Raw genomic sequence first — 24967 nt, forward strand, 5'->3', positions numbered from 1 at the left:
AGTATGATTAACGGTTATATTCCCGCAGCCCGCTTCCTCCCTTTCCTTAGCTGGCCGGCGATTGCTGCCCTGCCGGACAAAGCCAATACCGTGATCGTATTGCCGACTGGCGCCATAGAGCAACATGGCCCGCATCTGCCCTGCTCCGTGGACAGCGTGATCTCGTCCGGCGTGGCAGGCCACGCGCTGGCCCGTTTGCCAAAAGCGATCCCGGCGTTCGCCATTCCGCCGATCACCTACGGCAAGTCGGACGAGCATCTGAATTTCCCCGGCACCCTGACCTTAACCGGCGACACGCTGCTGCAAACCATTCTGGAAATTGCCGAATCGGTCTATCGCGCCGGCTTCCGCAAGCTGTTGATGATCAACGGCCACGGCGGGCAGCCGCAGGTATTGCAGATGGCCTCACGCGAGATGCGTCTGCGCCACGGCGACATGATTATGATCCCGCATGACGTGTTCCGCGTGCCTAACGTGGAGAACCAGTATCTCAGCGCGCAGGAGCAAAAAATGGCGATGCACGCGGGCCACAGCGAAACGGCGGTGATGCTGGCGCTGGCCCCGGAGTGCGTCCATATGGAGCATGCGGTGGTGAACTATCCTCCTGAATTCCCCTGCCCGACGCTGTCCAGCAGCCGTCCGGCGGCCGCCTGGGCCTCATACGACTTTGGTCCCAGCGGCGTGATTGGCGACCCGACGCAGGCCACCGTTGAGCAGGGCCATGCGATCCTCGACTCGCTGGCCGCCAGCTGGGCGCAGGCCATTACCGAAATCCATCAAATGGAATGGAAAGCACGCAGTGAACCCACCTGGGGAAAACACCACTGGAATGGCTTTGTGCAGACCTCTTTTACGCCACCTTCGTCTTCTTTTGCCTCTGAATAAAGGATTTCCCGTGATGAATAACATGCGCAAACCCACCTATAGCCTGATTGCCCTGATGCTGGCCGGAACCTCTTTTTCCACCCTGGCAGAAGAAAAATTTACCTTCCTTACCAACTGGTACGCTCAGGCAGAACACGGCGGCTTTTATCAGGCGCAGGCCAAAGGGCTGTACAAAAATGCCGGGCTGGACGTCAGCATCAAGATGGGCGGCCCGCAGGTCAACGTGATGCAGCTGATGGCCGCCGGCCAGGCGGACTGTACGCTGGGCGACAACGGTCAGGCGCTGGAGACCTGGCAGGCCGGTGTGCATGCGATGACCGTCGCGACGGTGTTCCAGCACTCGCCAACGGTGTTTATCAGCCATGACAAGGTCAGCAAAGGCGAAGAATTAAAAGATAAAACCTTCCTGCTGGCCACCGAGGCCTATACCTCGTTCTGGCCATGGGCCAAGAGCAATCTGGGCCTGGCCAACGCCAAAATTCGTCCTTACACCTTCAGCGTGCAGCCTTTCCTCGCGGACAATAATTTAGTCCAGCAGGGCTACGTCACCTCCGAGCCGTTCTCGGTGCAAAAAGGCGGCAAGCCATTCTACGTCTACCCGCTCAGCGACTGGGGCTATCCGCCGTACGGCAACTCGATTATCTGTATGGCCGACACGGTGAAAAATCACCCAACGGCGGTCGCGGCCTTTATCAAGGCGTCGATGGAAGGCTGGAAAGAGTATCTGCAGGACCCGACCGCCGGCAACGTGCTGATCACCAAGGCCAACCCGCGAATGGGTGCCGATCAGATTGCCTTTGGCATCGCGCAGATGAAGAAATATGAGCTGGTGACCGGCGGCGACGCACAAACCGGCGGCATTGGCATCATCACCGAACCGCGTCTGAAAGAGACCTGGGATATGTTGGTGAAAAACAAACTGATCGCCGCCGATAAAGTGCCGTTTGAACAGACCTATACCCTCGACCTGATTAAAGACGCGAAGGTTATGCCATGAATTCAGCCCCTAAACTGACCGTGATGAGTGAGGTGCGCGCGCCCAGCGCGCCGCCGCAGCCCGCCATTGAGGTGCTGTCGGCGGAGAAGATCTACAGCAACGGCACCCGCGCGTTATTGCCGGTCAATCTGACCATCAAGCAGGGTGAGTTTATCACCCTGCTTGGCCCCTCTGGCTGCGGCAAAAGTACGCTGCTGAAGATGGTGGCCGGGCTGATTGAACCGACCGACGGCAAGCTGATATTGTGGCGGCGTGACAGCCGTGAAAAGGCGCAGGAGCCGCTGTCGTTTGTCTTCCAGGAAGCCACGCTGATGCCGTGGTGCAACGTGCATAACAACGTGCGCCTGCCGCTCGATCTGGCGGGCGTGCCGCGCGCAGAAGCCAACACCCGCGTCAGTGAAGCGCTGGAGCTGGTGGGTCTGGGCAAGTTTGCCAAAGTCCTGCCGCGTGAGCTGTCCGGCGGCATGCAGATGCGCGTGTCGATTGCGCGCGGGCTGGTCACACGACCTAAGCTGCTGCTGATGGACGAACCGTTCGGCGCGCTCGACGAAATCACCCGCAACAAGCTGGACAGCGATCTGCTGCGTCTTTGGCGCGAACAGGGCCTGACGGTGGTGTTCGTCACCCACTCCATTCACGAAGCGGTGTTTCTGTCGCAGCGGGTGATCATGATGGCGGCACGGCCTGGCCGTGTGGTGGAGGATATCGCGATTACCGAACCCTTCCCGCGCAGTGAAGACTTCCGCGTCAGCCCGGCATTTTCGGTTTATGCCAAACGCCTGCAGGACAGCCTTCTGCAAGCCAGCCAGTCAGGAAAGGAGTAAGCCATGCAGACGCAACGATCAACGCCCTGGGCCAGCAACCCGACCTTCCGTAAAATCCTCTACCCGGCGGTGGTCGCCGTGGTGGTGATCCTGCTGTGGCAGGGCTGGGTCAGCTATTTCAAAATCCCGCAGTTCCTCGTGCCGTCGCCGGTGGTGATGCTGCAAAGCCTGTGGACCAACTTCGGCTCGCTGATGATGTCGCTGCTGTTCACGCTGAAAATCACCCTGATCTCCTTTGTGCTGTCGATCGTCATCGGCTGCGCGGTGGCCTTTGTGCTGGTGCAGAACCGCTTTGTTGAAACGGCGCTGTTCCCGTACATCGTATTTCTGCAGGTGACGCCGATTGTGGCGATCGCGCCGCTGATCATCATCTGGGTGAAAGACACCACGCTGTCGTTAGTGGTCTGCTCGACGCTGATGGCAGTGTTCCCGATTATCTCCAACACCACCCAGGGGTTACGCAGCGTGTCGCCCGGCCTGCTGAGCTATTTCCAGCTGAGCCATGCCAGCCGCCTGCAGATCCTGGTGCGCCTGCGCATTCCCTCTGCCCTGCCGTACTTTTTCGGCGCGCTGCGCATCTCCAGCGGACTGTCGCTGATCGGCGCGGTCGTGGCCGAGTTTGTGGCGGGCACCGGCGGCAACAACACCGGACTGGCCTATCAGATTTTACAGGCAGGCTATCAGCTGGATATTCCGCTGATGTTTGCCGCGCTGCTGTTGATTTCGTTAACCGGGATCGCGCTGTTTGGCGTGATGTCGTGGATTTCCCGGCGCGCCCTCAGCGCCTGGCATGAAAGCGAAGCCGTGCAGTCTCACTAATTTAATGACCCTTTTGCCGACAGGATGAGTATGGACAGTGAACAACGTAAGAACGCCGTAGAGCAGATGCTGCTGGCGCTTCCCGACCTCGAGTGGACGCTTCAGGCCCCCAAGGTCAAACGTCTTTCGCGCGATTTTCACTGGTTCAGCCCGGTGCTGAAGCAGCAGCTGGAAAACAAGCAGGCCGATGCGGTGGTTCGCCCGCGCAATGAAGAAGAGCTCAGCCTGCTGGTCAAGGCCTGCGTGCAGCACGGCCTGCCGCTGATATTACGCGGTGGCGCAACCGGCAATTACGGTCAGCTGGTGCCGCTACAGGGCGGCATTCTGGTCGATATGACCGCGTTTAATCAGGTGGTGGAACTGGGTGAAGGCCGCGTGCGGGCGCAGGCGGGGATCCGTCTGGCCGAGATTGAAACGGTAACCCGTCCTGAGGGCTGGGAGCTGCGCTGTATGCCGTCGACCTATCGTCTGGCGACGCTGGGCGGACTGTATGGCGGCGGCTTTGGCGGCATCGGCTCAATCAACTATGGCCCGCTGGGCGCACCCGGCAACGTGCTGAGCGTGAAAGTGATGACCATGGAAGCCGAGCCGCGCATCCTCAGCGTTCCCGCGCCGCAGGCCTTGCTGCTGCATCATGCTTACGGCAGCAACGGCATCGTGCTGGAAGTCGAACTGGCGCTGGCACCGGTGCATCAGTGGATTGAGCGGCTGGATGTGTTCGACGACTTTACCGATGCGCTGGACTATGCCAATGCCTTTGCCCGCTCGCCAGGGCTGGTGAAACGCCAGCTTGCGCTGTTCGCCGCGCCGATCCCAAGCTATTTCACCCATCTGAACGGCAACTACCGGGCCACGCAACATGGGGTGATCAGCGTGATTGCGGAGCATAGTGAAGGCCTGTGCAGCGGACTGTTAGAAAAGTATCGCGGCCAGAATGCCGTGCGCCAGACGGCGGACGAGGCGCGTGAAGCCAATGCCTCCTTGATGGAATATTGCTGGAACCACACCACGCTGCATGCGCTGAAAGTGGACAGCACCCTGACCTATTTGCAGACGGCGTTCAATTATTCCACCTATCGTCAGCAGATTATTGCGATGGCGGAATTGTTCGGCGATGAAGTTATTTCCCATATTGAATTCCTGCGTGACAACGACAGCAATATCACTGCCAGCGGATTACAATTAATTCGCTATTCCAGTGAAGAAAGATTGAACGAAATAATGCAGATATTTCGCGATCATGATGTAAAAATAAATAACCCTCATGTCTTTACCATTGAAGAAGGTAAGCAAGGGGAAATTAAGGCCGAGGTGGTTTCAGTTAAAAAGGCGCTGGACCCGGCAGGACTGCTCAACCCAGGCAAGCTGCAGGGTTGGGACATGCGCGACACGCTGGAATTACCAAGCGATCCGCTGTCACTGATTAAATGAAATCGCAATAAAATTAATTACAGTGCGTAACTAACCTGCGTAGCTAAAATAATGCGCTCGCCACTGGAAGGTTTTACCGGATACCCAAAAACAATTACTCAGCAAATTTTGCTGCGGGCAGATCATTTTCAAATTTTTGACAGGAAGCTATTGATGAAAACAAAGAAGGTCAACTTTGTGCTAAAGTTGGGTGCACTCGTCGTCTCTCAGGCTTTATTAATGGGTCACGCGCTGGCTGCGGCACCGGTTTCGGATTGTGATGCCGGCGTCGCCGATTCACTGACCGAAATGTTTACCTGCGGCTCGGTCCATGGCAGCCTGCGCAGCCTCTATTATTCCACCCACAACGCCTATTTCTCGCCGGGCTATTCGCAGGATACCGTCAGCTACGGTGGCAGCGTGAAGTACGCCACGGCGGAATATTATGGCCTGAGCCTTGGCGTCAGCGGCATTTTGCAACGCGGCATCTCGCATAACGATGACCACCTGATCGGTGAACTGGGGCCAAACGAGACCGGCGTCGGCGAAGCCTATCTGAGCTGGCACTATCAGGACTTCCGCATCACCGCCGGTGACCAGCGTATCAATATCCCGTTTATTGGCGATTACGACTGGCGCATCACCCCGATACTGTTCCGGGGTGTGGACGCCAATTATGGCGACAGCGACAATTTCCTGCACGCCACCAAAATCACCCGCTATAAACCCTGGGGTGACGATCAGTTCCTCGACACCACCGCCTACACCGATGCCGATGGCCGCACTAACGGCATGTGGGGCATCGGCGGCGGACGTGCCCTGAAGCTGGATGATAAAAAGCTGACCGGCCAGCTGTGGTACGAAGAATACAATAACTACACCAAGATGGTTTACGCCGACAGCTTCCTGTCGTGGTCGGAAAATCCGTTGCAGCCCAAAATTGGCGTGCAGTTTATTCGCGGCCTGAGTAAGGGCGATGCGCTGGCGGGCGAAGTGAACAGCAGCAGCTACGGCGCGCAGTATGCGATGAATTTTGTGCCGTCATTGCGCTGGTCACTGAACTGGGACCATATCGCCGCCAGTGAGAATGCCTATGGCAACGGTGCGCTGGTGACGCCTTATGCTCATAACACCTCGTCCGGCCAGTATTTTGCCCAACCGTTCTTCACCAGTACCCAGGATTTGGGGAGCGGCAACGCCTACTCCACCGATCTTAACTGGACCGCCAACAGCAATATTTCCCTCGGCAGCCGCTACTCATTTATGGATTTGACCGCCAGCGCCGGCGCGCCCAGCAGCAATCAGTCGGAGTACCTGATTTACGGCACCTACAGCTTTGATGGTGTGCTGAAAGGGCTGAGCCTGACCGACTTTGTCGGCGTGCAAACCACCTCGACCTCTGACAAGAACTTCTGGCAGAACCGCTTAGCGTTAGAATATGATTTTTAAGCCAAAGCAGGCTTAGTGGCGCTTAAACAACGGCTTTCGCAAGAAGGCCGTTTTTCGTGGTAACGCCGGCTCAGCTGCCAGCCATCGATTGTAATCAAAAAGTAATTATCGTATAACAAGCCTCTCCGAGGGGTGTCCTGTATGGGCTGAGATGGCGACGTAAGCCGGACCCTTTGAACCTGATCTGGGTCATGCCAGCGAAGGGACGGGTTGGCAATAGCACCACTTTCGATCGTTGCCTGTTCATACCTCTGCACGCCCGGATCTCCACTCACTTTTGGAGGTCCCATGTCTGACAACATGTTTTCCCGTGGTCTTTATGGCCAGCTTCGCCAGCAGGCTGCCGCTGACTGGCAGCACTACGTTAACCACCCTTTTCTTCAGCAGTTGGCCCAGGGCACGCTGCCTGAAAGCGCGTTTCGGCGCTATCTGACCCAGGACTACCTGTTCCTGATCCATTTCGCCCGCGCCTATGCCCTGCTGGTCAGCAAGTTCCGAACCTTGCCAGAAATGCGTGCCGCCACCGCCTCGCTGAACGCCATCGTCGCCGAGCTGCCGCTGCATGTCGGTTACTGCACGCAGTGGGGCATAAGCGAAAGCCAGATGCGCAATGAACAGGAAGCGCCCGAAACCCTCAACTACACCCGCTATGTGCTGGATATCGGCCAGTCCGGCGATGCGCTGGATCTGCTGGCCGCACTGCTTCCCTGCGTCGCGGGCTATGCCGAAATAGGCCTCGGCTTGCTGCACAATCCCACCACCGTCACCGAAGGCAATCCCTACCGCTCGTTGATCGCCAACTACGGCGACGAAAACTATCTGGCCAGCGTTCAGCGGGCGATAGATCTACTGGAAACGGTTGGGGTTCAGCGCGGCGCACAAAGTCGTCTGCCGGAGCTTTCAACCATCTTCACCACCGCCACCCGGCTGGAAAGTGCCTTCTGGCAGATGGGCCTCAATGCCAGCCTGAGCAACGTGGTATGAACAGTCATGACATTGCCCGCGGCGTGATCCCGCCGGGGATTGAGGTGCGCGATCTGACCCTGCGCTACGGCGCACGGACGGTGTTTGAACGGCTGAACGTCGATATCACCGGCGGTCAGTTTGCCGCGATGCTGGGAGCCAGCGGCGTCGGAAAAACCAGCCTGCTGAAGATCATAGCCGGGCTGGCGCAGCCGACGGCAGGCACGGTCACCGGCAGCGATGGCCTGCCGGTGCAGGGACGCGTGGCCTATATGGGGCAGAAAGATCTGCTCTATCCGTGGCTGACCGTTCGCGACAATATCAGCCTCGCCTCACGCCTGCGTGGCGAGAAGCCCGACCGCGAATGGGCTGACGAACTGACGGATCGCGTCGGGCTTAGCGGGTATGGCGACAGCCTGCCTGCCGCGCTGTCCGGCGGCATGCGGCAGCGTGCCGCGCTGGCCCGCACGCTTTATCAGCGTCAGCCGATGGTGCTGATGGATGAGCCCTTTTCAGCGCTGGACGCCATTACCCGCACCAGTATCCAGACGCTGGCCTCAAAGTTACTGACCGGCCACACGGTGTTACTGATCACCCACGATCCGCTGGAAGCCTGCCGCCTTAGCCACCAGCTGTTGGTGCTGTCTGCGGCCGGGATTGATGATTCGCATCAGATTGCCGGACTGCCGCCCCGGGCCCCTGACGATCGGCACCTGTTGCAGAGCCAGGGTGAATTACTGCAACAGCTGACCCGGGCGGCAGGATGATATCCGTAAAAGAATCGGCCTTTGGCCGCTGGCGGCGTGGCCTGACGGTATTTATCGGCCTGATTGCCGTCTGGTGGGCAATCACCCGCAGTGGCGTTCCTGCCTTCCTGCTGCCCACGCCGATGTCGGTTGCCGACGTCCTGTGGACCAGCCGCGCGTATCTGGCGGCGCACACGCTGGTGACTGCGGCAGAAATCGTCAGCGGGCTGGTCGCCGGCGTGTTGCTCGGCGCCATCCTTGCGCTGTGCATGATGTTCTCCCCCCGCTTACAGCGCTGGCTGATGCCACTGGTGTTGACCAGCCAGGCCATACCGGTCTTTGCGCTGGCACCCTTGCTGGTGCTGTGGTTCGGCTTCGGCATCAGCGCCAAGGTGGCGATGGCGGTGCTGGTGATTTTCTTCCCGGTCACCTCGGCTTTCTTCGACGGGTTGCGCCGGGTCAATAACGATTTTCTCGACCTCGCCCGCACCATGGGCGCGTCCCGCTGGGCGTTATTACGCCATGTGCGGCTGATGGCGGCGCTGCCCGCGTTTGGCTCCGGGCTGAGGATGGCGGCGGCGGTGGCGCCGATTGGTGCCATTATCGGCGAATGGGTCGGCGCAGGCGAAGGTCTGGGCTACGTGATGCTGAACGCCAATGCGCGGATGCAAACCGAACTCTGCTTTGCGGCACTTTTTATTCTGGTGCTGATGACTCTGCTGCTGTGGCTGGCGGTGGACAGTGCACTGCGTCGCCTGATCCGCTGGGCACCGGAAAATGACTGATTGATACCTCACTCAAGGGAAACACATGTTTAATAAAACGCTCTGCGGCCTGCTGCTGACTGCCGCCTGTGCCCACGCCGCCAGCGCCAACGACAAGCTGACGCTGGTGCTGGACTGGTATATCAACCCCGATCACGCGCCGATCATGGTCGCGGAACAGATTGGCGCGTTTAAGGAACAGGGGCTGGACGTGAAAATTGTGCCGCCTTCCGATCCGGCATTGCCGCCACGGCTGGTGGCAGCCAAACAGGCCGACCTGGCGATCACCTATCAGCCACAGCTGCATTTCTTTGCCGATCAGGGCTTACCGCTGATGCGCGTCGGCACGCTGATCAACTCGCCGTTAAATACGGTGATGACGCTGGATAAAAGCATCACCTCGCCGGCCGGGCTGAAAGGCAAAAAAATTGGCTACTCGGTCAGCGGTATTGAACAGGCGACGCTGGGCACCATGCTCAACCATGAACAGGTCAGTCTGGATCAGGTGAAGATGGTCAACGTCAATTTCCAGCTGAACAGCGCGCTGATGGCGGGCCAGGTCGATGCGGTGATAGGCGGCTATCGCAATATCGAAGCGCTGGAGCTGAAGCAGCATGGCAAGGATCCGCAGGTGTTCAACGTTGAGGACTACGGCGTTCCGGCCTATGACGAGCTGATTATCGTGGCGAATCGCGATGAGGTGAACGCGCCGAAAATCAAAAAATTCCTGATCGCGTTGAAGAAAGGCAGCGACTACCTGCATGCTCATCCGCAGGAGAGTTGGGATGCGTTCGCCAGCGCGCACCCGGACCTTAATAATGCCTTAAACAAAGCCGCGTGGATGAAAACCCTGCCGCTGTTTGCCCGCGATCCGGCCCATCTGGATACAGCCCGTTATCAGGCTTACGAACGGTTTCTTTTTGACCACAAGCTGATCCAAAAAATAACGCCGGTTAACAATTACGCGATGGAATTACGTTAAGAAGTCGTAAAGCCCGCCAGTCGGTGCTGGTGGGCGAACCGATGTTGCAGGCCATTTCAAGCTGCTGATTACCCAAGGCTATCTGGCATTATCCTGAAAAGCTTTCTCCCCAGGCTTTCTTACCAATAAGTTATGCCATACTGGAACCTACTGTACAGGTTCTCTGATGCCTGTCCCCCCTCCGACCCCGGGTAAACTCCATGAGCAACTTCCTCAGTCCTGCCGCCGCCTACCTTAATCGCCGCAATGAATTGCTGGCGCAGCGTTCTGTGGTGGAGTCGCCCGTGGTGATTCAGACGATCAATAAGGCGCTGTTAGCCAGTGAGATCGCGATGGCAACCTTCCACGATTTGGAAGCGTTAAAAACCCTGCAACTGCGCAAAGCCAGGCTGATTGACTGGCATGAAGCAGACAGTCAGCAAGAGCTGCAAAACTTCGAGCTGGCCAGTAATGCGCTGACGCTGGCGGACGATGACAATGAGCAGGCATTCCTGAGCTATCAGCGGGATTTTGCCTTGATGGCGGCCTCATTCTCCTGGCAGCATGCCAGCCTGCAGATCGTGCAGAATGAACTGTTCGCCACCACCTTTAACCTGTGGCTGGAGACGCTGGAAGAGCTGTTTGCGTTGCCGGACAGAAAGCTGCTGTTTACCCGCATCAGCAAGATTCTGGCGTTCTCAATCGGTAAAATCCCGGTGCTGGGCGAGGCGATAGACGTTTACCGTATGCTGGTGTCGGTGATGTCCGCCAGTCTGGAAAAAGCCAAAAGCAGCGATGCGTATTTCTCGACGCTTGAAAGCTACACCGAGGCCGCCAACATTTGCAGTCGGGGCATTTTGATTTTCTGCTTCACCACCGAAGCGGTGCTGCGCGGGCGGCCTCTGCCGAACGAGGCGCAGCTGAATGAGAAAATCAAAGGTCATTACGCCAGCGTGATAGACGGAACGCATCCTTATTTTTGAGTCACTTTGCCGCGAACAGCGTCCTGAACATGTTCGTGGCAACCCAATCCCCCACCGTTACCCTTCCCTTGTACAGGGTTGAATCTTCGTCAGATGACTCCATACCTTATTATTGACCAACAGGATCACACCGCCCGCCCTGCTCACGAGGCCTTAGGCTTTCTGTGGTAATATGGTGGATGTAAACCCTGTCAGGGTCCTCTTACAGACGACGGATTTAACGAGTTGCTATGTCAGTCACAGCCAAAAGAAAAAACGACCCGGAAGGGTTGAAGAAACGCATCCTTGCCGGTGCGCTTGCCACTTTTGCCGAATTCGGCCTGCAGGGCGCCCGCATGGAACAGATTGCGGAACATGCCCAGACCACCAAACGGATGGTGGTGTATCACTTCAGCAACAAAGAGAACCTGTATGTGGAAGTCCTGGAGCAGGTGTATCAGGAAATTCGCCAGCATGAAACCGGGCTGAACCTGGCGGAAATGCCGCCGGTGATTGCCATGGCGCGCCTCGCCGAAGCCAGCTTTGACTATCACATCACCCACCCGGATTTTATGCGCTTAGTCTGCACCGAGAATCTGATGCGCGGGCGCTATATCAGCCAGTCGGAGCGCATCAAAACGCTGAATCAGAGTGCCCTCGACGTGCTGGAAGATATTCTGGCGCGCGGTAAAGCGGCAGGTGTGTTCGACAGCAAAGCGGACACGGTCGACGTTCACCGTCTGATCAGCAGCATCTGCACGCATAACGTGTCGAACCGCTACACCTTCAACACGCTGTTTGGCGGCAGCGAGAGCGAACAGCAGAGCATCTCACGTAATCGTCAGCTGGTGGTTGATGCCACCCTGCGCTATCTGCGTCCGATTTGATCGCCAATCTGTACAACGAATAACATCCTGTACAACTTTTCACGCCCCGGAACCTGTCGTTCTGGGGCTTTTCAGCTATGCTTACCGGTAATGTACGGCGCCTCGAAAGCTTATTCCTGCGCTTTTCCCCCTTACTGATTTGTTATTGTCCTTATGAAAGGAGTAGTCGATGACGAGCGAAAATCGCGGATATCCCCTTCGCAACCCCCATCCTGCCGCTGATGGCAAAGTATGGAACTGGGCCCAAAATTCCACGCTGGGCGATAAAAACGCGGTGTGCGCACCGGAGTCCGAGTCCGAATTGCAGCAGCTGGTTGCCGCCAGCCGGGGTAAAATCCGCGTAATGGGCAGCAAAATGTCGCCCGGCCGGATGCTCAAGCTGGTGGAGCAAGGCGATACGCTGGTGGACCTCAGCAAGCTGCGCGGCTTGATTGCGATCACCGATGACAGCGCCACCTTTGCCGGCGGTACGCCGCTGCACGAGGTTTACGAGATCCTGTCCGGCATTGGCAGAATGCTGCCTGCTTCCCCTGGCGTGATTGCCTCGCAATCCCTTGCCGGTGCCCTGTCGACCGGGACCCACGGCCAGGGATTGCAGCAAAGTTCGATTGCCGATGAGGCGCTGAGCATCCGTCTGGTGCTGGCCGACGGCAGCATTGCCGAGTATGACCGCGACCATAAGTGGTTCCCGGCGGTGCAACTGGGGTTAGGCTCGTTAGGCGTGCTGACTCAGGTGACATTACGCACCACGCCTTCTGTGGTTTACACCTGTTTCAAAAATGCGGTCAGTGCCGACACGCTGGAAGAGGATCTACTCGACTGGAACCACAACTATGCGCTGAGCAAAGCCTGGTGGTTCCCGAACGAGAACCAGGTTCACGTCTGGGCAGCACGAGAAGCGAATGCAGAAGAGATCGCACTTTATCAGGATAACAACGAAGATCTGCTGAAGCAGGAAGAGACCAGTGATGCGATGAACGAGACCATCGATCAGACGCTGGAGCATATGCGCAGCGACACCAAAATTCTTGATGAGAATGGCAAACCGTTCCGCACCGTCACGCGCTTTAAGGATTTCTCGGACGTGACCGGCGATGTGTATCAGGTGTTCTGTCGCGGGATCGCCACGCCGCAGATCAACGTTGAGATCGGCATTCCGCTGGCGCGTGCCGGCGAGGTGATCCGCAAGATTAAAGCCTGGCATGCCGATACCCAGCCGCACATGCATTACCCGATTATCCTGCGCTGCACCGGCCCGTCCTCGTCCTGGCTCAGCCCGGCCTATCAGCAGGACACCTGCTTCTTTGGTTTTGTGGTGTATTACTCCGAGGACGGTTCACTGTCTGAAGAAGGGGTGAATTTCCTGCGCGCCGTCGAAGAAGTATTGGCTGAAGAAGGTGGCCGCCCGCATTGGGGCAAATACTTTGAGGCGCCGTTGTACGATTGGGCAGCACTCTATCCGCAGTGGCATGAGTTTGCCAGCGTGCGTGAAGCGCTGGATCCCCAGCATAAATTTGAGAATGCGTTTACCGCCGCATTATTAGACTGATTATCCAGGAGAAGCCAATGAAGGCATGGACTACCCTTTTGACGCAGCCAGGCTATCTGGTTGGCGTGCAGGCCTTGCAGAAATCGTTAGTGAAGTCAGGCAGCGCCTTTCCACTGGTGGTGATGGTCACGGAAAATATCGATGCCGATGCGCGTAAGGCGCTGGAAGCAGCCGGCTGTTTGCTGCGCGATGTGCAGCCGATCAGCCCGAACAGCAGCCTGCAAAACAACTACGCCAACGCCCGTTTTTCCGAGGTCTGGACCAAGCTGGCGGTCTGGAAGCTGACCGAATTTGAACGCATTGTGTTCCTTGATGCGGACATGTTAGTGACGCAAAACATGGATGAGCTGTTTGAGCTGCCATTGGAAGAGGATCAGATTGCGGCCTGTCACGCCTGTCGTTGCAATCCCAACAAGATCCCAAGCTATCCGAAAAGCTGGCGTCCCGAGAACTGTTTCTACAGTTTTTGCCGTGGCATAGAGCACACGGAAGAACTGGAAGAAGTGGATAATTACCTGAACGGCGGTTTCCTGGTGCTGCGTCCGGATCAGGCGATATTTGAAGATATGTTGCATCAGTTGGCGGAGTTGGACGATCTTTCCCGCTATCTGTTTGCCGAGCAGGACTTCCTCAACGACTATTTCCACGAGCGTTGGAAGCCCTTGCCGTACATTTACAACGCCTTGAAAACGCTACCGTTCCAGCACTCCGCGATGTGGGATCTGGATGAGGTGAAGAACATTCACTTTATCATTGATAAGCCATGGGAGAAGGCGCTGGACAAGGGCGACCGCTATTACGCATTGAATAAGATGTGGTGGGATATCGCGGAAGCCTGATTTGGATTGGTGGGTTGGGGGGAGTCGTCTGCGGGTTTGGGTGACGGGTCAGGGAGGACGCGTTGAACGCAAAGTCGCCGTGAATCCCTTCATGATGCAGTGGTGTCTTTGGGGGAAGTCGTCTGCGGGTTCGGGTGACGGGTCAGGGAGGGCGCGTTGAACACAAAGTCGCCGTGAATCCATCCCTGGAGGCTCAGCTGCGACATCCCTGTCGCAGATGCTTTGCTTATCAACGCGCCCTCCCCTCCCTGAGCTTCAGTGATGACTGGTTGAATGGGGTTACACAGTTCAAAAGCTAAAACCACCTATGTCCTGTCAATCTTGCCATTCTTGCCATTCTTGCCATTCTTGCAGTTAAGAATTTTCATTATGATGTGCTAGCGCGATTTTAAGCGGACTCTCGATGCTTACACGTCCGCTTTTCGCTGATTAAAACCCTTCTGCATCGGTATACTGGCGGCTTCGTTCCAGATGTTGACGTCAAACTGATTTTCTCTGAGGTTTCCGCTATGACCACCTTTCATCAACTTTCCGCCACCCGTCTGGATGGCAAGCCTGTTTCGATGGCCGACTATGCGGGCAAAGTGGTTTTGGTGGTGAATACTGCCAGCCAGTGCGGCTTCACGCCGCAATACGCAGGGCTTGAGGCGCTAAACAAGAAGTACGCCGCCCAGGGACTGGTGGTGCTGGGTTTCCCCTGCAACCAGTTCGGTAAACAGGAACCCGGCGGTGCCGACGAAATCGCGCAGACCTGTCACATCAACTATGGCGTGAGCTTCCCAATGTTCGGGAAAGTGGAGGTCAACGGCGCCAATAGTCACCCTGTATTTCGCTACCTGAAAGACGCATTGCCAGGCGTGCTGGGTGGACGGATTAAGTGGAACTTCACCAAGTTCCTGATTGGACGCGACGGCAAACCGCTCAAGCGTTTCGCCCCGTTCACCAAACCCGAGAAAATGGAATCCGTCATTGTGGCTGCGCTTGAACTTTAAGGGCGAGTATTGATCGAATCGACCGCAATACGCTTTCTTATACTGGCAATAAAATTATCCCGGATGACATTCTCCGAGCCTGCGTTCCAGGCAATGCCAACTTTCCAGCTTATTGACTTGCCTGCTAACGGAATAATCACCCGTTCCGGTGGCGCGATATGCAGAACGCTATAGGGCAAAATGGCTACACCTGTACCCGCGATCACCAATGCGACAATAGTGTGTATATCATCAGCCAGCTGGGTGGATGATATAAAAAGACCGTTATCTTGCAGAAAGCGGTCAATCTGCGCATTTAGACCCTGTCCTCGTTCTGTATGAAGACGTAACAGGGGACATTTTTTTAGCCATTCAGCAGCAGACAATGATAACGCGGGCGTTGCAGGTGCAATCAGAACCAGCCGATCGGTGAATAATGGCAGGTAATCAAGCGCTACAGGTGGAGGGACCCTGACAAACCCTACCTGAAGCTCATCATTTTGCAGTAGCTCGTACTGTAAGAAGGAGGGAAGATCCGTCAAAGACATCTCAATTCCCGGACAATCTCTGCGAAAATCAGCAATACAGCGTGGTGCCAGATAAAAGCTTGGGAGGCCAAATCCGACGGCTATATGCCCCTCAATACCGACTGAAACGCGCTCTGCGTGGTGCATAAATAACTGAGTTTGCCTGACCACTTTTTCAGCCTCTGGCAATAAGCTTCTCCCCCCGGCGGTCAGTGTTGCGCCGTGACGCCCGCGTGAAAAAAGTGACACCTTCACCGTCGACTCAAGAAGATTAATTTGCTTAGTCAATGCAGGTTGCGAAATACACAGTGCCCTTGCCGCGTCAGCATAATTTCCTTTTTCAGCCAGCATCAAAAAGGCTTTTAACAAACGGATATTCAATTTTTCATTCCAAAAGGTTATCGAAAATGGAAATCATTTGATTATACAGTTATTGGAAATCGTTATGTAATTCAGTTTCTACAACAACTGGAGAAGCATCATGCACGAATTGACGTCTTTAAAGGCTGCAACCGTACAGTTTCAGCATCGGGCAAATGACAAAAAATATAATCTACTGATAATGGAGAAGTTTATTGAGCAGGCAGCCATCCAGCAGGTGAAAATTCTGACGTTTCCGGAAATGTGTCTCACCGGTTATTGGCATGTGCCAAAGCTCACCACAGCGGAGGTTTCTGCTCTTGCTGAACCGATCGCAACCAGCCCTTCCCTGATGTTAATTCGCGCTTTGTCGATAAAACATCAAATGCTTATTGGTGCCGGGCTAATTGAACGAGCCGATGATGGCCGCCTTTATAATGCGTACGTTGCCTGTATGCCGGACGGCTCAATGCAGACGCATCGTAAACTTCATGCTTTTGAGCATCCGGCCATCAGCAGCGGTGACAGGTTTACCGTTTTTGATACGCCCTGGGGAGTAAAAGTAGGCATCCTGATTTGCTGGGACAATAACCTGGTGGAAAACGTGCGCGCTACGGCATTGCTGGGGGCAGATATTCTTCTCGCGCCCCATCAAACAGGCGGTACCGATTCACGCAGCCCTTATGCGATGAAACCCATTCCCCTGGCGCTCTGGGCGGAACGGGAAACGCGAAAGGAAGAAATGACTGCTGCATTCAAGGGGCCAAGCGGTCGGGAATGGCTAATGCGATGGTTGCCTGCCCGTGCGCACGACAACGGGTTATTTCTTCTCTTTAGTAACGGCGTAGGCGCAGATGATGACGAAGTCCGCACAGGCAATGCCATGATCCTGGATCCTTATGGAAGAATCATTAATGAAACCTGGGCTGCTGAAGATTGTATGGTGAGCGCAGAACTGGATTTAAGCCTGCTTGCCATGAGTACCGGACGTCGCTGGATCCACGGTCGCCGTCCTGATTTATACCAGATTCTGACACAACCGCAGGGTTATGAACGTGATGCGATCAGCGCACGATTTTCGGATGAGATACCGTAAAATGAAACCGCATGGAATCACTTCTGGCTGCAGCATTTTTTCCGGGAACGCGGGCATTAAACAGGATTTACATCCGGCCATAACAGACTTTTGGTTCTGGCATCCCTCTCCGGAAAGCGCCCTATCCTGACGCCGTTACTGCGCCTCGCTTGACCTTATGTGCCCTTCCCTCCAATCTGACGAGTGGAAGCGCAGACATGTATTTAATATCTGCACCGCGAGAGAAATCACACGGTGCTAATACCGTTTCATTGGGATAGCGTTACAGTTTTGCACAGCCCATGATTTGCTACAGCTGCTTCAGGGAAAATATCAGCCCGAAAAGGGTAAAACCAACCGTAACTGCAAGCAACATGCCGATGAGTATGTTCAATTTCACGCTTTCCCCTCCCTGTTTTCATGTAATAGGCAGAAATTTATCATTATTTTTGCATCAGTCAATATCTGCCCTAACGTCTTCATGCTGTTGTTCAAAGCACCTGATTCACCTCTTTTGCACCCACATCCATCTAACTTTGCGGTTATCCCGTGCAAATCTCCCCTGGCCTGACTGCTTGAACGTACGACGACGGGTCGCGCTGCCGGGCAGACAGGTAAAATCAACTATACTGACGAAGTCACCACTAAAGGCTTGGATAAACAGGGACGTGAGGGGACACCTTAAGATATGGACATAGCCACGGCATTTTTACATCAATTAAATGCAAACCGATATTCCGGAGAATCAAATGAAAAAAACAGTCCTTTTTCCCCTTGTAGCCCTGGTATGTATTGCAGCCCTGTCAGGATGTACCCGCTCAAGTTACGCAATCCATACCAATGATGGCAGGACCATCGTAAGTGACGGTAAACCCCATGAAGATGCAAAAACCGGCCTGATTGCTTATACCGATGCGAACGGTAAAAAGCAGCAAATCAATACCAGTGAAGTGAAATCAATGAGTGAAATTGGACACTGATCCACCCCCGCATTTCGCAGCCTGGCGGAAAGGCCTGGCTGCCATTTTTCTTGTCGTGGTGAAGCTGGCTAGTCAGTTTCGAAAAAACATAATGGGAGGGTGTTTAGATGATTGGCGTACCTGATACAATAAAAGCCCTGACCATTGCAGTCAGGGCTTTTAAGGTACTATGGACTTCAGATTTAACATTAATGAACTTAATATTGATACTGCTAATGGTACTACTTAAAAATGCACACGTTTAATGCAGATAATATTGGGTACTGAACTCAAAACCTCCCTCTATTTCTCTATTAACTCTTTCGCCATCTTCTAAAAACCACAAGAATGGCACTGTAAACACGTACATTCCCCCTTGCGACATATACTTTTTGATGCGTGGCCTTACTGCTATTGTGATATTTCAACTACACTAACCCAAATCACAATTTTCCTGCTCTACAACATGGCCTTACATCTCGTCGCGCTTTCCTCGTCAATTTGCGATTGAATATCTCAACTACATTGCCTTAAAGCACTGCCAACTTATAAACGTCTTGACTGCTAGTCGGCATCCCATACAAAGCACTTCGTAGCCTTTATCGCAGATTGTTTTTGGTACCTGATTAATGCTTTCTACTGTAACAGCAAGATTTTGATGCCATCGCTGTTGCCCCCTAACTTACGGATTTGATAATCAGTGTCAATACTGTTTTTAATAACAGTATTTCATTTACTGAACGACCTGTATTTCTGTTATAAACAGGTCGTCAGATTTATTCATATTATTTAATGAATTGTAACATTTAATGAAATACTGATTCGCGCCACTACCGTTGATTAAAGATCAAACAAACTGATTATCTGTTCGAGAACAGTAATGCAATCGACAATGTCTCCCCTGGACGAAGTGTATTAACGCCTCGCGGGTCGCTGACGCATAGCGCCCGGCGGATATCCATTAATGCGCTTAAAAGCTCTGCTAAACGCTGCCTGTGAGGCATAGCCGAGGCGAAGAGCAACGGTCTCGATTGCGATCTTTTCGTGAATAATCCAGTGACCTGCGATGCGCATTCGCACCTCCCTTGCATAGCGCTGTGGAGGTATGCCGATGATTGATTTGAAGCGTTCAGCAAAAACAGAACGTGACACATGCGACTGGGCAGCAAGCTCAGCAACAGACCACTCCCGACCCGTATCACGATGAATGGCCAGAATTGCATGGGCCAGCCGTGGATCACGTAACGCAGCGATCAGTCCAGCGGCGTTCTCGCTGCCATTTTCGATCCATCCACGCACAATCATGGCAGCCGCCACTTCTGCCAGGCGGGCCAGAATGCCTGCGAAGCCAGCGCGTCCGGAACAGATTTCGAATTTCATCGCGCCAAGAATGGGAACCAGCCCCGGATAAATCTGTTCATTTGCCTCAACCACTATGGCTTGCGGCATCAGTTTTCCAAGGCCCTGCATGCCACCGAGATCGAACGCCATACAGCCATAAAATAGAACCGTGCTGGGTGTTGGGTGCGAACTCGGGCAAGTATTGATTCCGCTGACGGCCTCACCTAAAGGAGCAGAGCCTAGCGTGTCGATATGCTGAACTGAACAGCTGACATCCGATACAAGCTGATGATCCCCACCCTGCGGCATGAATACCATGCTTCCGGCCTTCAGTTCGTGCAACGTACCGTCGTGTGTGCGAAGCAGAGCCGTACCCACAGCGATGTAATGAAAATAGGCATGTCCCGGCCTGTTGCTAAAACCGACGCCAAACTCAGAGCCAGTCTGTAAACGGCGATACTGCACGCCACGCAGGCGCATTTCCTGCAGCAATTCACTGATGAGCTCGGATGACAGGGCAAAATGTTTATTCACAGGCATAACCGGCGTTTCGGGTAAAAAATCAGGATGGGGCATCATAGATCGTCCAGCCACTCAACTCTAGACTTGGCGTTGTAATTTTTTCAACAGGAAGAGTGTGTTATGAGAAATGAATCTACTGAAGCCGTATCTGCGAGTTTGAACAGTTCGGAACCCAATGAATCCGCATGGATGGCTGTAATTTCACTGACTATGGGCGTGTTTGGCTTGCTGACGGCAGAATATCTTCCTGCCAGTCTGTTGACACCCATGGCTGCCGATCTCGGTGTGACCGAAGCGCTTGCTGGCCAGGCTGTAACGGTAACGGCGGTAGTGGCCCTGTTTGCTGGTCTGATGGTTCCCCGCCTGACGCGTAATTATGATCGCCGAAACGTTTTGCTTGGTTTTACGGTGCTAATGATTGCCTCCAACCTGCTCGTCGCTCTTTCATCCAGTCTGGCTGTTCTGTTAGTCATGCGTATTTTGCTGGGCATCGCGCTGGGAGGCTTCTGGAGTATGGCTGCTGCCGTCGCTATGCGGCTGGTCCCTGCGAAAAGCGTCCCGCGTGCTCTCTCCATTATTTTTAGCGGTATTGCTGTCGGAACCGTCGTTTCGATCCCGCTCGGCAGCTATTTAGGGGGGCTTCATGGCTGGCGTAGTGCTTTTATCGCTGCGACCGCGGTCGGTGTGCTGACACTGATCTTTCAGCTGTTTACCCTTCCCGGAATGGCACCGCGTAGAGGGATGATAACGGCATCTGTCATGGATTTACTCCGCCGCCCAGGCATTGCGATGGGAATGACGGGGTGTGTAATTGCCCATACGGGTCAGTATGCGCTGTTTACCTATATTCGTCCGGCTCTTGAAAATATTGCCCAACTTGATGTGGATCGTTTGTCTTTGGTACTGCTTGGATTTGGCATTGCAAATTTTATCGGTACGCTGCTGGCCGGATGGATGATGGAGAGAAGCCTGCGTCTTACCCTGATAATCATGCCAGCGCTTGTCGGTTTCGCGGCATTAAGCATGATATTGCTGCCACTAGATGAAAAAGGATTGATGTTGTTCGTCGCGTTGTGGGGGATGGCATTTGGTGGTGTGCCCGTGGCGTGGTCAAACTGGGTAGCGCGTTCCGTTCCCGATCAGGCTGAAACCGCTGGCGGCATGGTAGTCGCAGCCGTTCAGTCCTCAATTGCTGCGGGCGCTGCATTGGGAGGATTACTCTTCGGCATCAGCGGCGTTACAGGTGTTTTCATTACTGCGGGTTGCATAATGTTTTTTGCCACGCTCGTTATTGGATTAAAGGTGAGGGTCGCGCTGACCTGCCCCCTTCCCCCGTAACAGTCTTTCAAACAAAGGCCAGCTTAATCCGACGGCTGGCCTGAAAAAAAATGTAAGATTCCCTCCCCCCTTTTCGCTCTATTTAATGACCGCTTTATGCCAAAGACAGACACGCCTTCAAAACTCCCAACTTCAAGAAATTGACACCCTGACTGCCGGAATTTGGTTGCGCAGAAATGGCAGTCGATCGCTATACCTGATGTGGAACCGCGACGCTAACGTACAAAGTAGCGTTGTAGACTGCCCTGCGGAGGGCTCTCTGTTCAAACTCATTTATTAGAAGCAAAGCTCCAGTCAGCGGCGCTCGAAAGCGTCACGAAGGGCCCGGCAAGCGTTACATTGTGATGGTCAACGATCTGATTTGCTGACAAATGTTCGTTATCCATTGTTGTATGCGCATCTGAAATCAGCACGGTCCTGAATTCCAGTTCCTTCGCAGCCCTACAGGTAGTGTCTACACAAAATTCTGTTTTCATCCCGGCGATAACCAGTTGCTTCACACCCCGCTGAACGAGCTGTAAGTTCAGGTCGGTGTCGCGGAAACAGCTGGGGTACTTTTTAATAAAAACGATATCCCGCTCAGCGTTCACGTCCATTTCGGGTATCAGTAGTGTTAACGGACTTTGCTTTGAAAAGGGGGAGTCATCAGGTCCGGTGTGGCGGGCAAAAAAGACGGGCACCTGAGCCTGCCTCGCCTTTGCAATCAGCAGACAAATATTCGACAGAACAGTGTCTGCGGAATGCGGAGTTACAGGGCCATGGAAAAGCCCCTGCTGCATATCGATAACTAAAAGTGCATTCTCAGATGAAATCATGATGTGTCTCCATTCAAAACGTTATGAACGGAGAGATTTACTTCCCCGTCCGGTTGGGCGGGGAGTGAGGCGCTGTTTTGTCAGGAGCCAGTCACAGATACGCCAACGCCGCCGAAAGTTCCGGTGGTGGTGACTGTTGTTGTCGGCTTAACTGACTTAATCATTTTCTAACCTTCGCTTATTATTTATTGGATATCAGGCACAGGAAATAAATGGGGTCATAAAATACGCTTTTCTTATGAAATCACATCAATCAACAGCAGTCAAAACATTATCGCTTTTTATACATCTGCCTGATCAACTCATAGCAATCCGGTCCCCACGTAATAAGCTTCAGGTCGCACACCATAATGCCTGTTACACCGCTGACTTTGTGGAAAGACTCCCACAACTTCGGCTACCTGTGCAGATTTTATAGGCCGCCGATGATGAATATCTCGCTCCCCGTATCATTTAAGCGCCTTTATTCGGGCGAGCCTGAATTTCAATATTAATCGTTACGGTGTCATCAACAAGTGCGGCAAAGCTGTCCATATTGAATGCTGCACGCGAAATTGCTGTTGAGGCATGCAGCACAATGTTCTTAGTACCAGAGAGCTCACCAATTTTCGCATCCAGTGAGGCATTAAGGATCACCGGGCGTGTGACGTTCTTGATTTGCAGACGTCCAAACAACCGAAAATGTCCATTTCCCAATGCCACAACACGACTACTGGTGAAAGCTATGTTCGGATAGCTTTCTGCATCAAAAAAGGGACGGCTTTTCAACTGATAAGTTAACAAGGCATTGGAAGCCTCAAGAGAAGCAACCGGAATGGTAACGTCGATACGATCATCCCTTTCATTTCCTTCATCGAGTGTAATTTCTCCCGTCACCCTGCCCATGCAGGCTTTGGACACATCGCCGAATGCATGCCAGGAGAGTGAAATGGTCGTTTTTTGAGTGTTGACACTGTAGCTCGTAGGGTTGGCGTACACCGAAAATGGATGGAATAAAAAAACAAGGGCGATTGCTGGCAAGATACGAGTCATATTGATAATCCTTAGAGTGATTATCATGTAAACACTTCAACCGTCATTTTTATTCGATTCAATTTCTCACTTCAATACTGAAAAACAGTTAAAGCCAGAATTTTACAAAAAAAAGCGCCTCAGATTCAGAACAGGCGTCTGAAAGTTTTCAAATTATTCAGGGTAATCAGCGTCAAGTGCGAATCATGTCCGCGTTTTGCAAAAAGCGGACGCTGAATGAAAGCCCCAGGCGGCAACTACATCTGGCGGACTATTACTCATCGGGTTGGATATGACTGCTTTACAAGTCCCATTTCCAATAATGATTCTCTAATCCGGTACCCGTTACTTAGACAAACCGCTGAATTCTCAGCGGCCTTTCTCATTCACCGCCATGATAAATACGGTCACGCCAGCGTCGTTGTTCATATAGGCATGCGGTGCGTCAGTTCTCGCAACGGCTGCACTTCCCTGGTTGATTATGTAAGTCGTGTTGCTGACGACGAGTGTCAGAGTCCCTTTTGAAACATGGAGCAGTTCGCTGGTGCCCTCGGGATGGCCGGGAGATTCAAAGGTTTCTCCCGGGTAAAGCATCCACTCCCACAGTTCGACCATGTCGGGCCCGCTGGTGCCGGCCAGCAGACGCGCACTACCGCCCTTTTCTCCTTTCCAGAGCACCGGGATTTCACCAGAGTCGATGAGATGGACGGCAGGCTTACCGGCGACATTAACAAAATCGGCCACCGATACGTTCATAGCAGACGCAAGTCGGCAGAGTAGCGCAATGCTGGGGTTGGCCCTGCACCCTTCAATCTCTACCAGCATTCCTTTACTAACGCCTGAACGGCGGGAAAGCTCATCAAGCGACATTTTTTTCTGGCTGCGGTAAAGCTTTACGTGCGCGGAAACGGCCTCGTTTACCCTGGCTGCACCGGCGTCGGTCGTTATGTTGACTTTTTTGGTCATCGGTCATTATCATGTAATAAATCAGTCTTTACAGGATTATCGTATGCCAACCGTGTCACCGTCAATCAGCCCCGAAATTTACCGCATCGCACCAGGATTTCGTGCACTTAGTATCAGCGTGGAAGCGACAACCGTGGCTGATGAACAGGTTGGAGAAGTCGCGCTGCGGGAAGCCTGCGAGACAGTCCTGGCAGGACATCCTGCCTGGGCAGAGGCGCACCTGAACGCATGGGCGGAGGTATTCCGCGCCTTTGGGGCAAAACCTAAACGAACACCCTGTTCAGCGGAAGCTTTGCGCAAGCGGGTTCTTAAAGATGGCACAATGGCCTCTCTCGATCCGGTGGTCGATCTGTATAACGCCGTTAGCATCCAATATGCCGTTCCGGTTGGCGGAGAAAACTTTGCGGCTTACACAGGAAGGCCACGACTGATTCTGGCAGATGGTACCGAAATCTTTGACACGATGAAGGACGGCCAGCCTGGAACCGAGTTGCCGGAGGTGGGTGAAGTTATCTGGCGCGATGATACCGGCGTAACCTGCCGCCGGTGGAACTGGCGACAGGGCATCCGGACCCGGCTGAGCGTGGCAGATAGCAGAATGTGGTTTATCCTTGAGAGCCTGCCTCAAATGCCGCTGGAAGAGCTGCATTCTGCCGGAAAAATGCTGACAGACGGTCTGGAAAAAATGATGCCGGGTGCGCGCTGTCATACTGTTCTCATCAGCGAGTAGCTTTGAAATCGTCAGAACTGATTCGGATATAAAACAACGAGAGGGTACTTTCCATATTTCTTAAGATGTACCAGGTTGGCGATCCGCAAAAACTGACTGAAGCACTTATTCAGCTTGCTAAGCTTGAACACCCACCGACGCGTTTTGCGGCCAGAGCTGACGCAGTCGAAACGTTTGAAGCAAAAGCTAAAGCTCTTAACTATCAAGCGAATGTCTTACATGAATTCTCTTCCTCTCTCTCTCTGGATACCGATTGATGAGGGTTAATGACTGGAGCCACTAAAGTGGCTACCTTGA

At 53.8% G+C, this 24967-nt stretch carries 24 protein-coding genes and 1 riboswitch; of the genes, 19 read left to right on the forward strand and 5 right to left on the reverse strand.

Annotated elements, in window-relative coordinates:
• The first annotated feature begins 3 nt into the window (after window positions 1-3).
• From E2F51_RS20660 to E2F51_RS20730, 15 genes are all read left to right on the forward strand, one after another.
• On the forward strand, window positions 4-885 hold the full coding sequence (locus E2F51_RS20660) for a creatininase family protein (RefSeq protein WP_013202730.1): 882 nt from the start codon (window positions 4-6) through the stop codon (window positions 883-885).
• 13 nt (window positions 886-898) lie between these two features.
• A complete protein-coding gene (locus E2F51_RS20665) occupies window positions 899-1882 on the forward strand; it encodes an ABC transporter substrate-binding protein (RefSeq protein ID WP_167738452.1) in 984 nt (327 codons plus the stop codon).
• Complete coding sequence (locus E2F51_RS20670) at window positions 1879-2706, forward strand: ABC transporter ATP-binding protein (RefSeq protein ID WP_134824416.1); 828 nt, start codon at window positions 1879-1881, stop codon at window positions 2704-2706. The genes E2F51_RS20665 and E2F51_RS20670 overlap by 4 nt, the downstream gene beginning before the upstream one ends.
• A 3-nt stretch (window positions 2707-2709) precedes the next feature.
• Window positions 2710-3525 (forward strand): ABC transporter permease, encoded by an 816-nt coding sequence (locus tag E2F51_RS20675; protein ID WP_013202733.1) that lies wholly within the window; start codon window positions 2710-2712, stop codon window positions 3523-3525.
• Between the two features lie 30 nt (window positions 3526-3555).
• The gene (locus E2F51_RS20680; protein ID WP_134824417.1) at window positions 3556-4956 is read left to right on the forward strand and encodes an FAD-binding oxidoreductase; all 1401 of its coding nucleotides are present in this window, start codon (window positions 3556-3558) and stop codon (window positions 4954-4956) included.
• Between the two features lie 153 nt (window positions 4957-5109).
• Window positions 5110-6384, forward strand: coding sequence for an OprD family outer membrane porin (locus tag E2F51_RS20685; RefSeq protein ID WP_134824418.1), 1275 nt, complete (start codon window positions 5110-5112; stop codon window positions 6382-6384).
• Window positions 6385-6502: 118 nt separating this feature from the next.
• Window positions 6503-6607: riboswitch (TPP riboswitch) on the forward strand.
• A gap of 65 nt (window positions 6608-6672) precedes the next feature.
• Entirely contained in the window at window positions 6673-7368 is a 696-nt protein-coding gene (locus E2F51_RS20690; RefSeq protein ID WP_134824419.1) for a TenA family protein, read from the forward strand.
• Window positions 7365-8114 (forward strand): ABC transporter ATP-binding protein, encoded by a 750-nt coding sequence (locus tag E2F51_RS20695; RefSeq protein ID WP_371732148.1) that lies wholly within the window; start codon window positions 7365-7367, stop codon window positions 8112-8114. Before E2F51_RS20690 ends, E2F51_RS20695 begins: the two co-directional genes overlap by 4 nt.
• The gene (locus tag E2F51_RS20700; protein ID WP_134824420.1) at window positions 8111-8878 is read left to right on the forward strand and encodes an ABC transporter permease; all 768 of its coding nucleotides are present in this window, start codon (window positions 8111-8113) and stop codon (window positions 8876-8878) included. The genes E2F51_RS20695 and E2F51_RS20700 overlap by 4 nt, the downstream gene beginning before the upstream one ends.
• A 25-nt stretch (window positions 8879-8903) precedes the next feature.
• Window positions 8904-9839, forward strand: coding sequence for an ABC transporter substrate-binding protein (locus E2F51_RS20705; RefSeq protein ID WP_134824421.1), 936 nt, complete (start codon window positions 8904-8906; stop codon window positions 9837-9839).
• 200 nt (window positions 9840-10039) lie between these two features.
• Complete coding sequence (locus tag E2F51_RS20710) at window positions 10040-10801, forward strand: hypothetical protein (protein ID WP_105759945.1); 762 nt, start codon at window positions 10040-10042, stop codon at window positions 10799-10801.
• Window positions 10802-11031: 230 nt separating this feature from the next.
• The gene (locus tag E2F51_RS20715) at window positions 11032-11667 is read left to right on the forward strand and encodes a TetR/AcrR family transcriptional regulator (RefSeq protein ID WP_134824422.1); all 636 of its coding nucleotides are present in this window, start codon (window positions 11032-11034) and stop codon (window positions 11665-11667) included.
• Window positions 11668-11836: 169 nt separating this feature from the next.
• Complete coding sequence (locus E2F51_RS20720; RefSeq protein ID WP_134824423.1) at window positions 11837-13216, forward strand: D-arabinono-1,4-lactone oxidase; 1380 nt, start codon at window positions 11837-11839, stop codon at window positions 13214-13216.
• A gap of 17 nt (window positions 13217-13233) precedes the next feature.
• Window positions 13234-14055 (forward strand): glycosyltransferase family 8 protein, encoded by an 822-nt coding sequence (locus tag E2F51_RS20725; protein ID WP_013202743.1) that lies wholly within the window; start codon window positions 13234-13236, stop codon window positions 14053-14055.
• Between the two features lie 509 nt (window positions 14056-14564).
• Complete coding sequence (locus E2F51_RS20730) at window positions 14565-15047, forward strand: glutathione peroxidase (RefSeq protein ID WP_134824424.1); 483 nt, start codon at window positions 14565-14567, stop codon at window positions 15045-15047.
• On the opposite strand, the gene E2F51_RS20735 is transcribed toward E2F51_RS20730, so the two are convergent.
• Window positions 15044-15934 (reverse strand): LysR family transcriptional regulator, encoded by an 891-nt coding sequence (locus E2F51_RS20735; protein WP_134824425.1) that lies wholly within the window; start codon window positions 15932-15934, stop codon window positions 15044-15046. The genes E2F51_RS20730 and E2F51_RS20735 overlap by 4 nt on opposite strands.
• A 100-nt stretch (window positions 15935-16034) precedes the next feature.
• Here E2F51_RS20735 and E2F51_RS20740 point away from each other — a divergent pair, with 100 nt between their 5' ends.
• Both E2F51_RS20740 and E2F51_RS20745 read left to right on the forward strand, forming a co-directional pair.
• Complete coding sequence (locus E2F51_RS20740; protein WP_134824426.1) at window positions 16035-17009, forward strand: nitrilase family protein; 975 nt, start codon at window positions 16035-16037, stop codon at window positions 17007-17009.
• 728 nt (window positions 17010-17737) lie between these two features.
• Window positions 17738-17968, forward strand: a complete 231-nt coding sequence (locus E2F51_RS20745) for a YgdI/YgdR family lipoprotein (RefSeq protein WP_134824427.1) — start codon at window positions 17738-17740, stop codon at window positions 17966-17968.
• Between the two features lie 894 nt (window positions 17969-18862).
• Here E2F51_RS20745 and E2F51_RS20750 read toward each other — a convergent pair.
• Window positions 18863-19867: an AraC family transcriptional regulator gene (locus tag E2F51_RS20750; protein WP_134824428.1), complete on the reverse strand. Its 1005-nt coding sequence runs from the start codon at window positions 19865-19867 to the stop codon at window positions 18863-18865.
• 63 nt (window positions 19868-19930) lie between these two features.
• Here E2F51_RS20750 and E2F51_RS20755 point away from each other — a divergent pair, with 63 nt between their 5' ends.
• Complete coding sequence (locus tag E2F51_RS20755) at window positions 19931-21148, forward strand: MFS transporter (RefSeq protein ID WP_134824429.1); 1218 nt, start codon at window positions 19931-19933, stop codon at window positions 21146-21148.
• A gap of 269 nt (window positions 21149-21417) precedes the next feature.
• Here E2F51_RS20755 and E2F51_RS20760 read toward each other — a convergent pair whose 3' ends face one another.
• The 3 genes from E2F51_RS20760 to E2F51_RS20775 all read right to left on the reverse strand — a co-directional run bounded on the left by E2F51_RS20760 (window position 21418) and on the right by E2F51_RS20775 (window position 23940).
• Complete coding sequence (locus E2F51_RS20760; protein ID WP_134824430.1) at window positions 21418-21963, reverse strand: cysteine hydrolase family protein; 546 nt, start codon at window positions 21961-21963, stop codon at window positions 21418-21420.
• A gap of 453 nt (window positions 21964-22416) precedes the next feature.
• Window positions 22417-22995: a YceI family protein gene (locus E2F51_RS20770; RefSeq protein ID WP_134824431.1), complete on the reverse strand. Its 579-nt coding sequence runs from the start codon at window positions 22993-22995 to the stop codon at window positions 22417-22419.
• 348 nt (window positions 22996-23343) lie between these two features.
• Window positions 23344-23940, reverse strand: a complete 597-nt coding sequence (locus tag E2F51_RS20775; RefSeq protein WP_134824432.1) for a helix-turn-helix domain-containing protein — start codon at window positions 23938-23940, stop codon at window positions 23344-23346.
• A gap of 43 nt (window positions 23941-23983) precedes the next feature.
• On the opposite strand from E2F51_RS20775, the gene E2F51_RS20780 reads away from it, so the two are divergent.
• Window positions 23984-24670: a B3/4 domain-containing protein gene (locus E2F51_RS20780; RefSeq protein ID WP_134824930.1), complete on the forward strand. Its 687-nt coding sequence runs from the start codon at window positions 23984-23986 to the stop codon at window positions 24668-24670.
• Window positions 24671-24967 lie beyond the last annotated feature (297 nt).

This window comes from Erwinia sp. QL-Z3 (assembly GCF_004551645.1).
GTDB lineage: Bacteria > Pseudomonadota > Gammaproteobacteria > Enterobacterales > Enterobacteriaceae > Erwinia > Erwinia billingiae.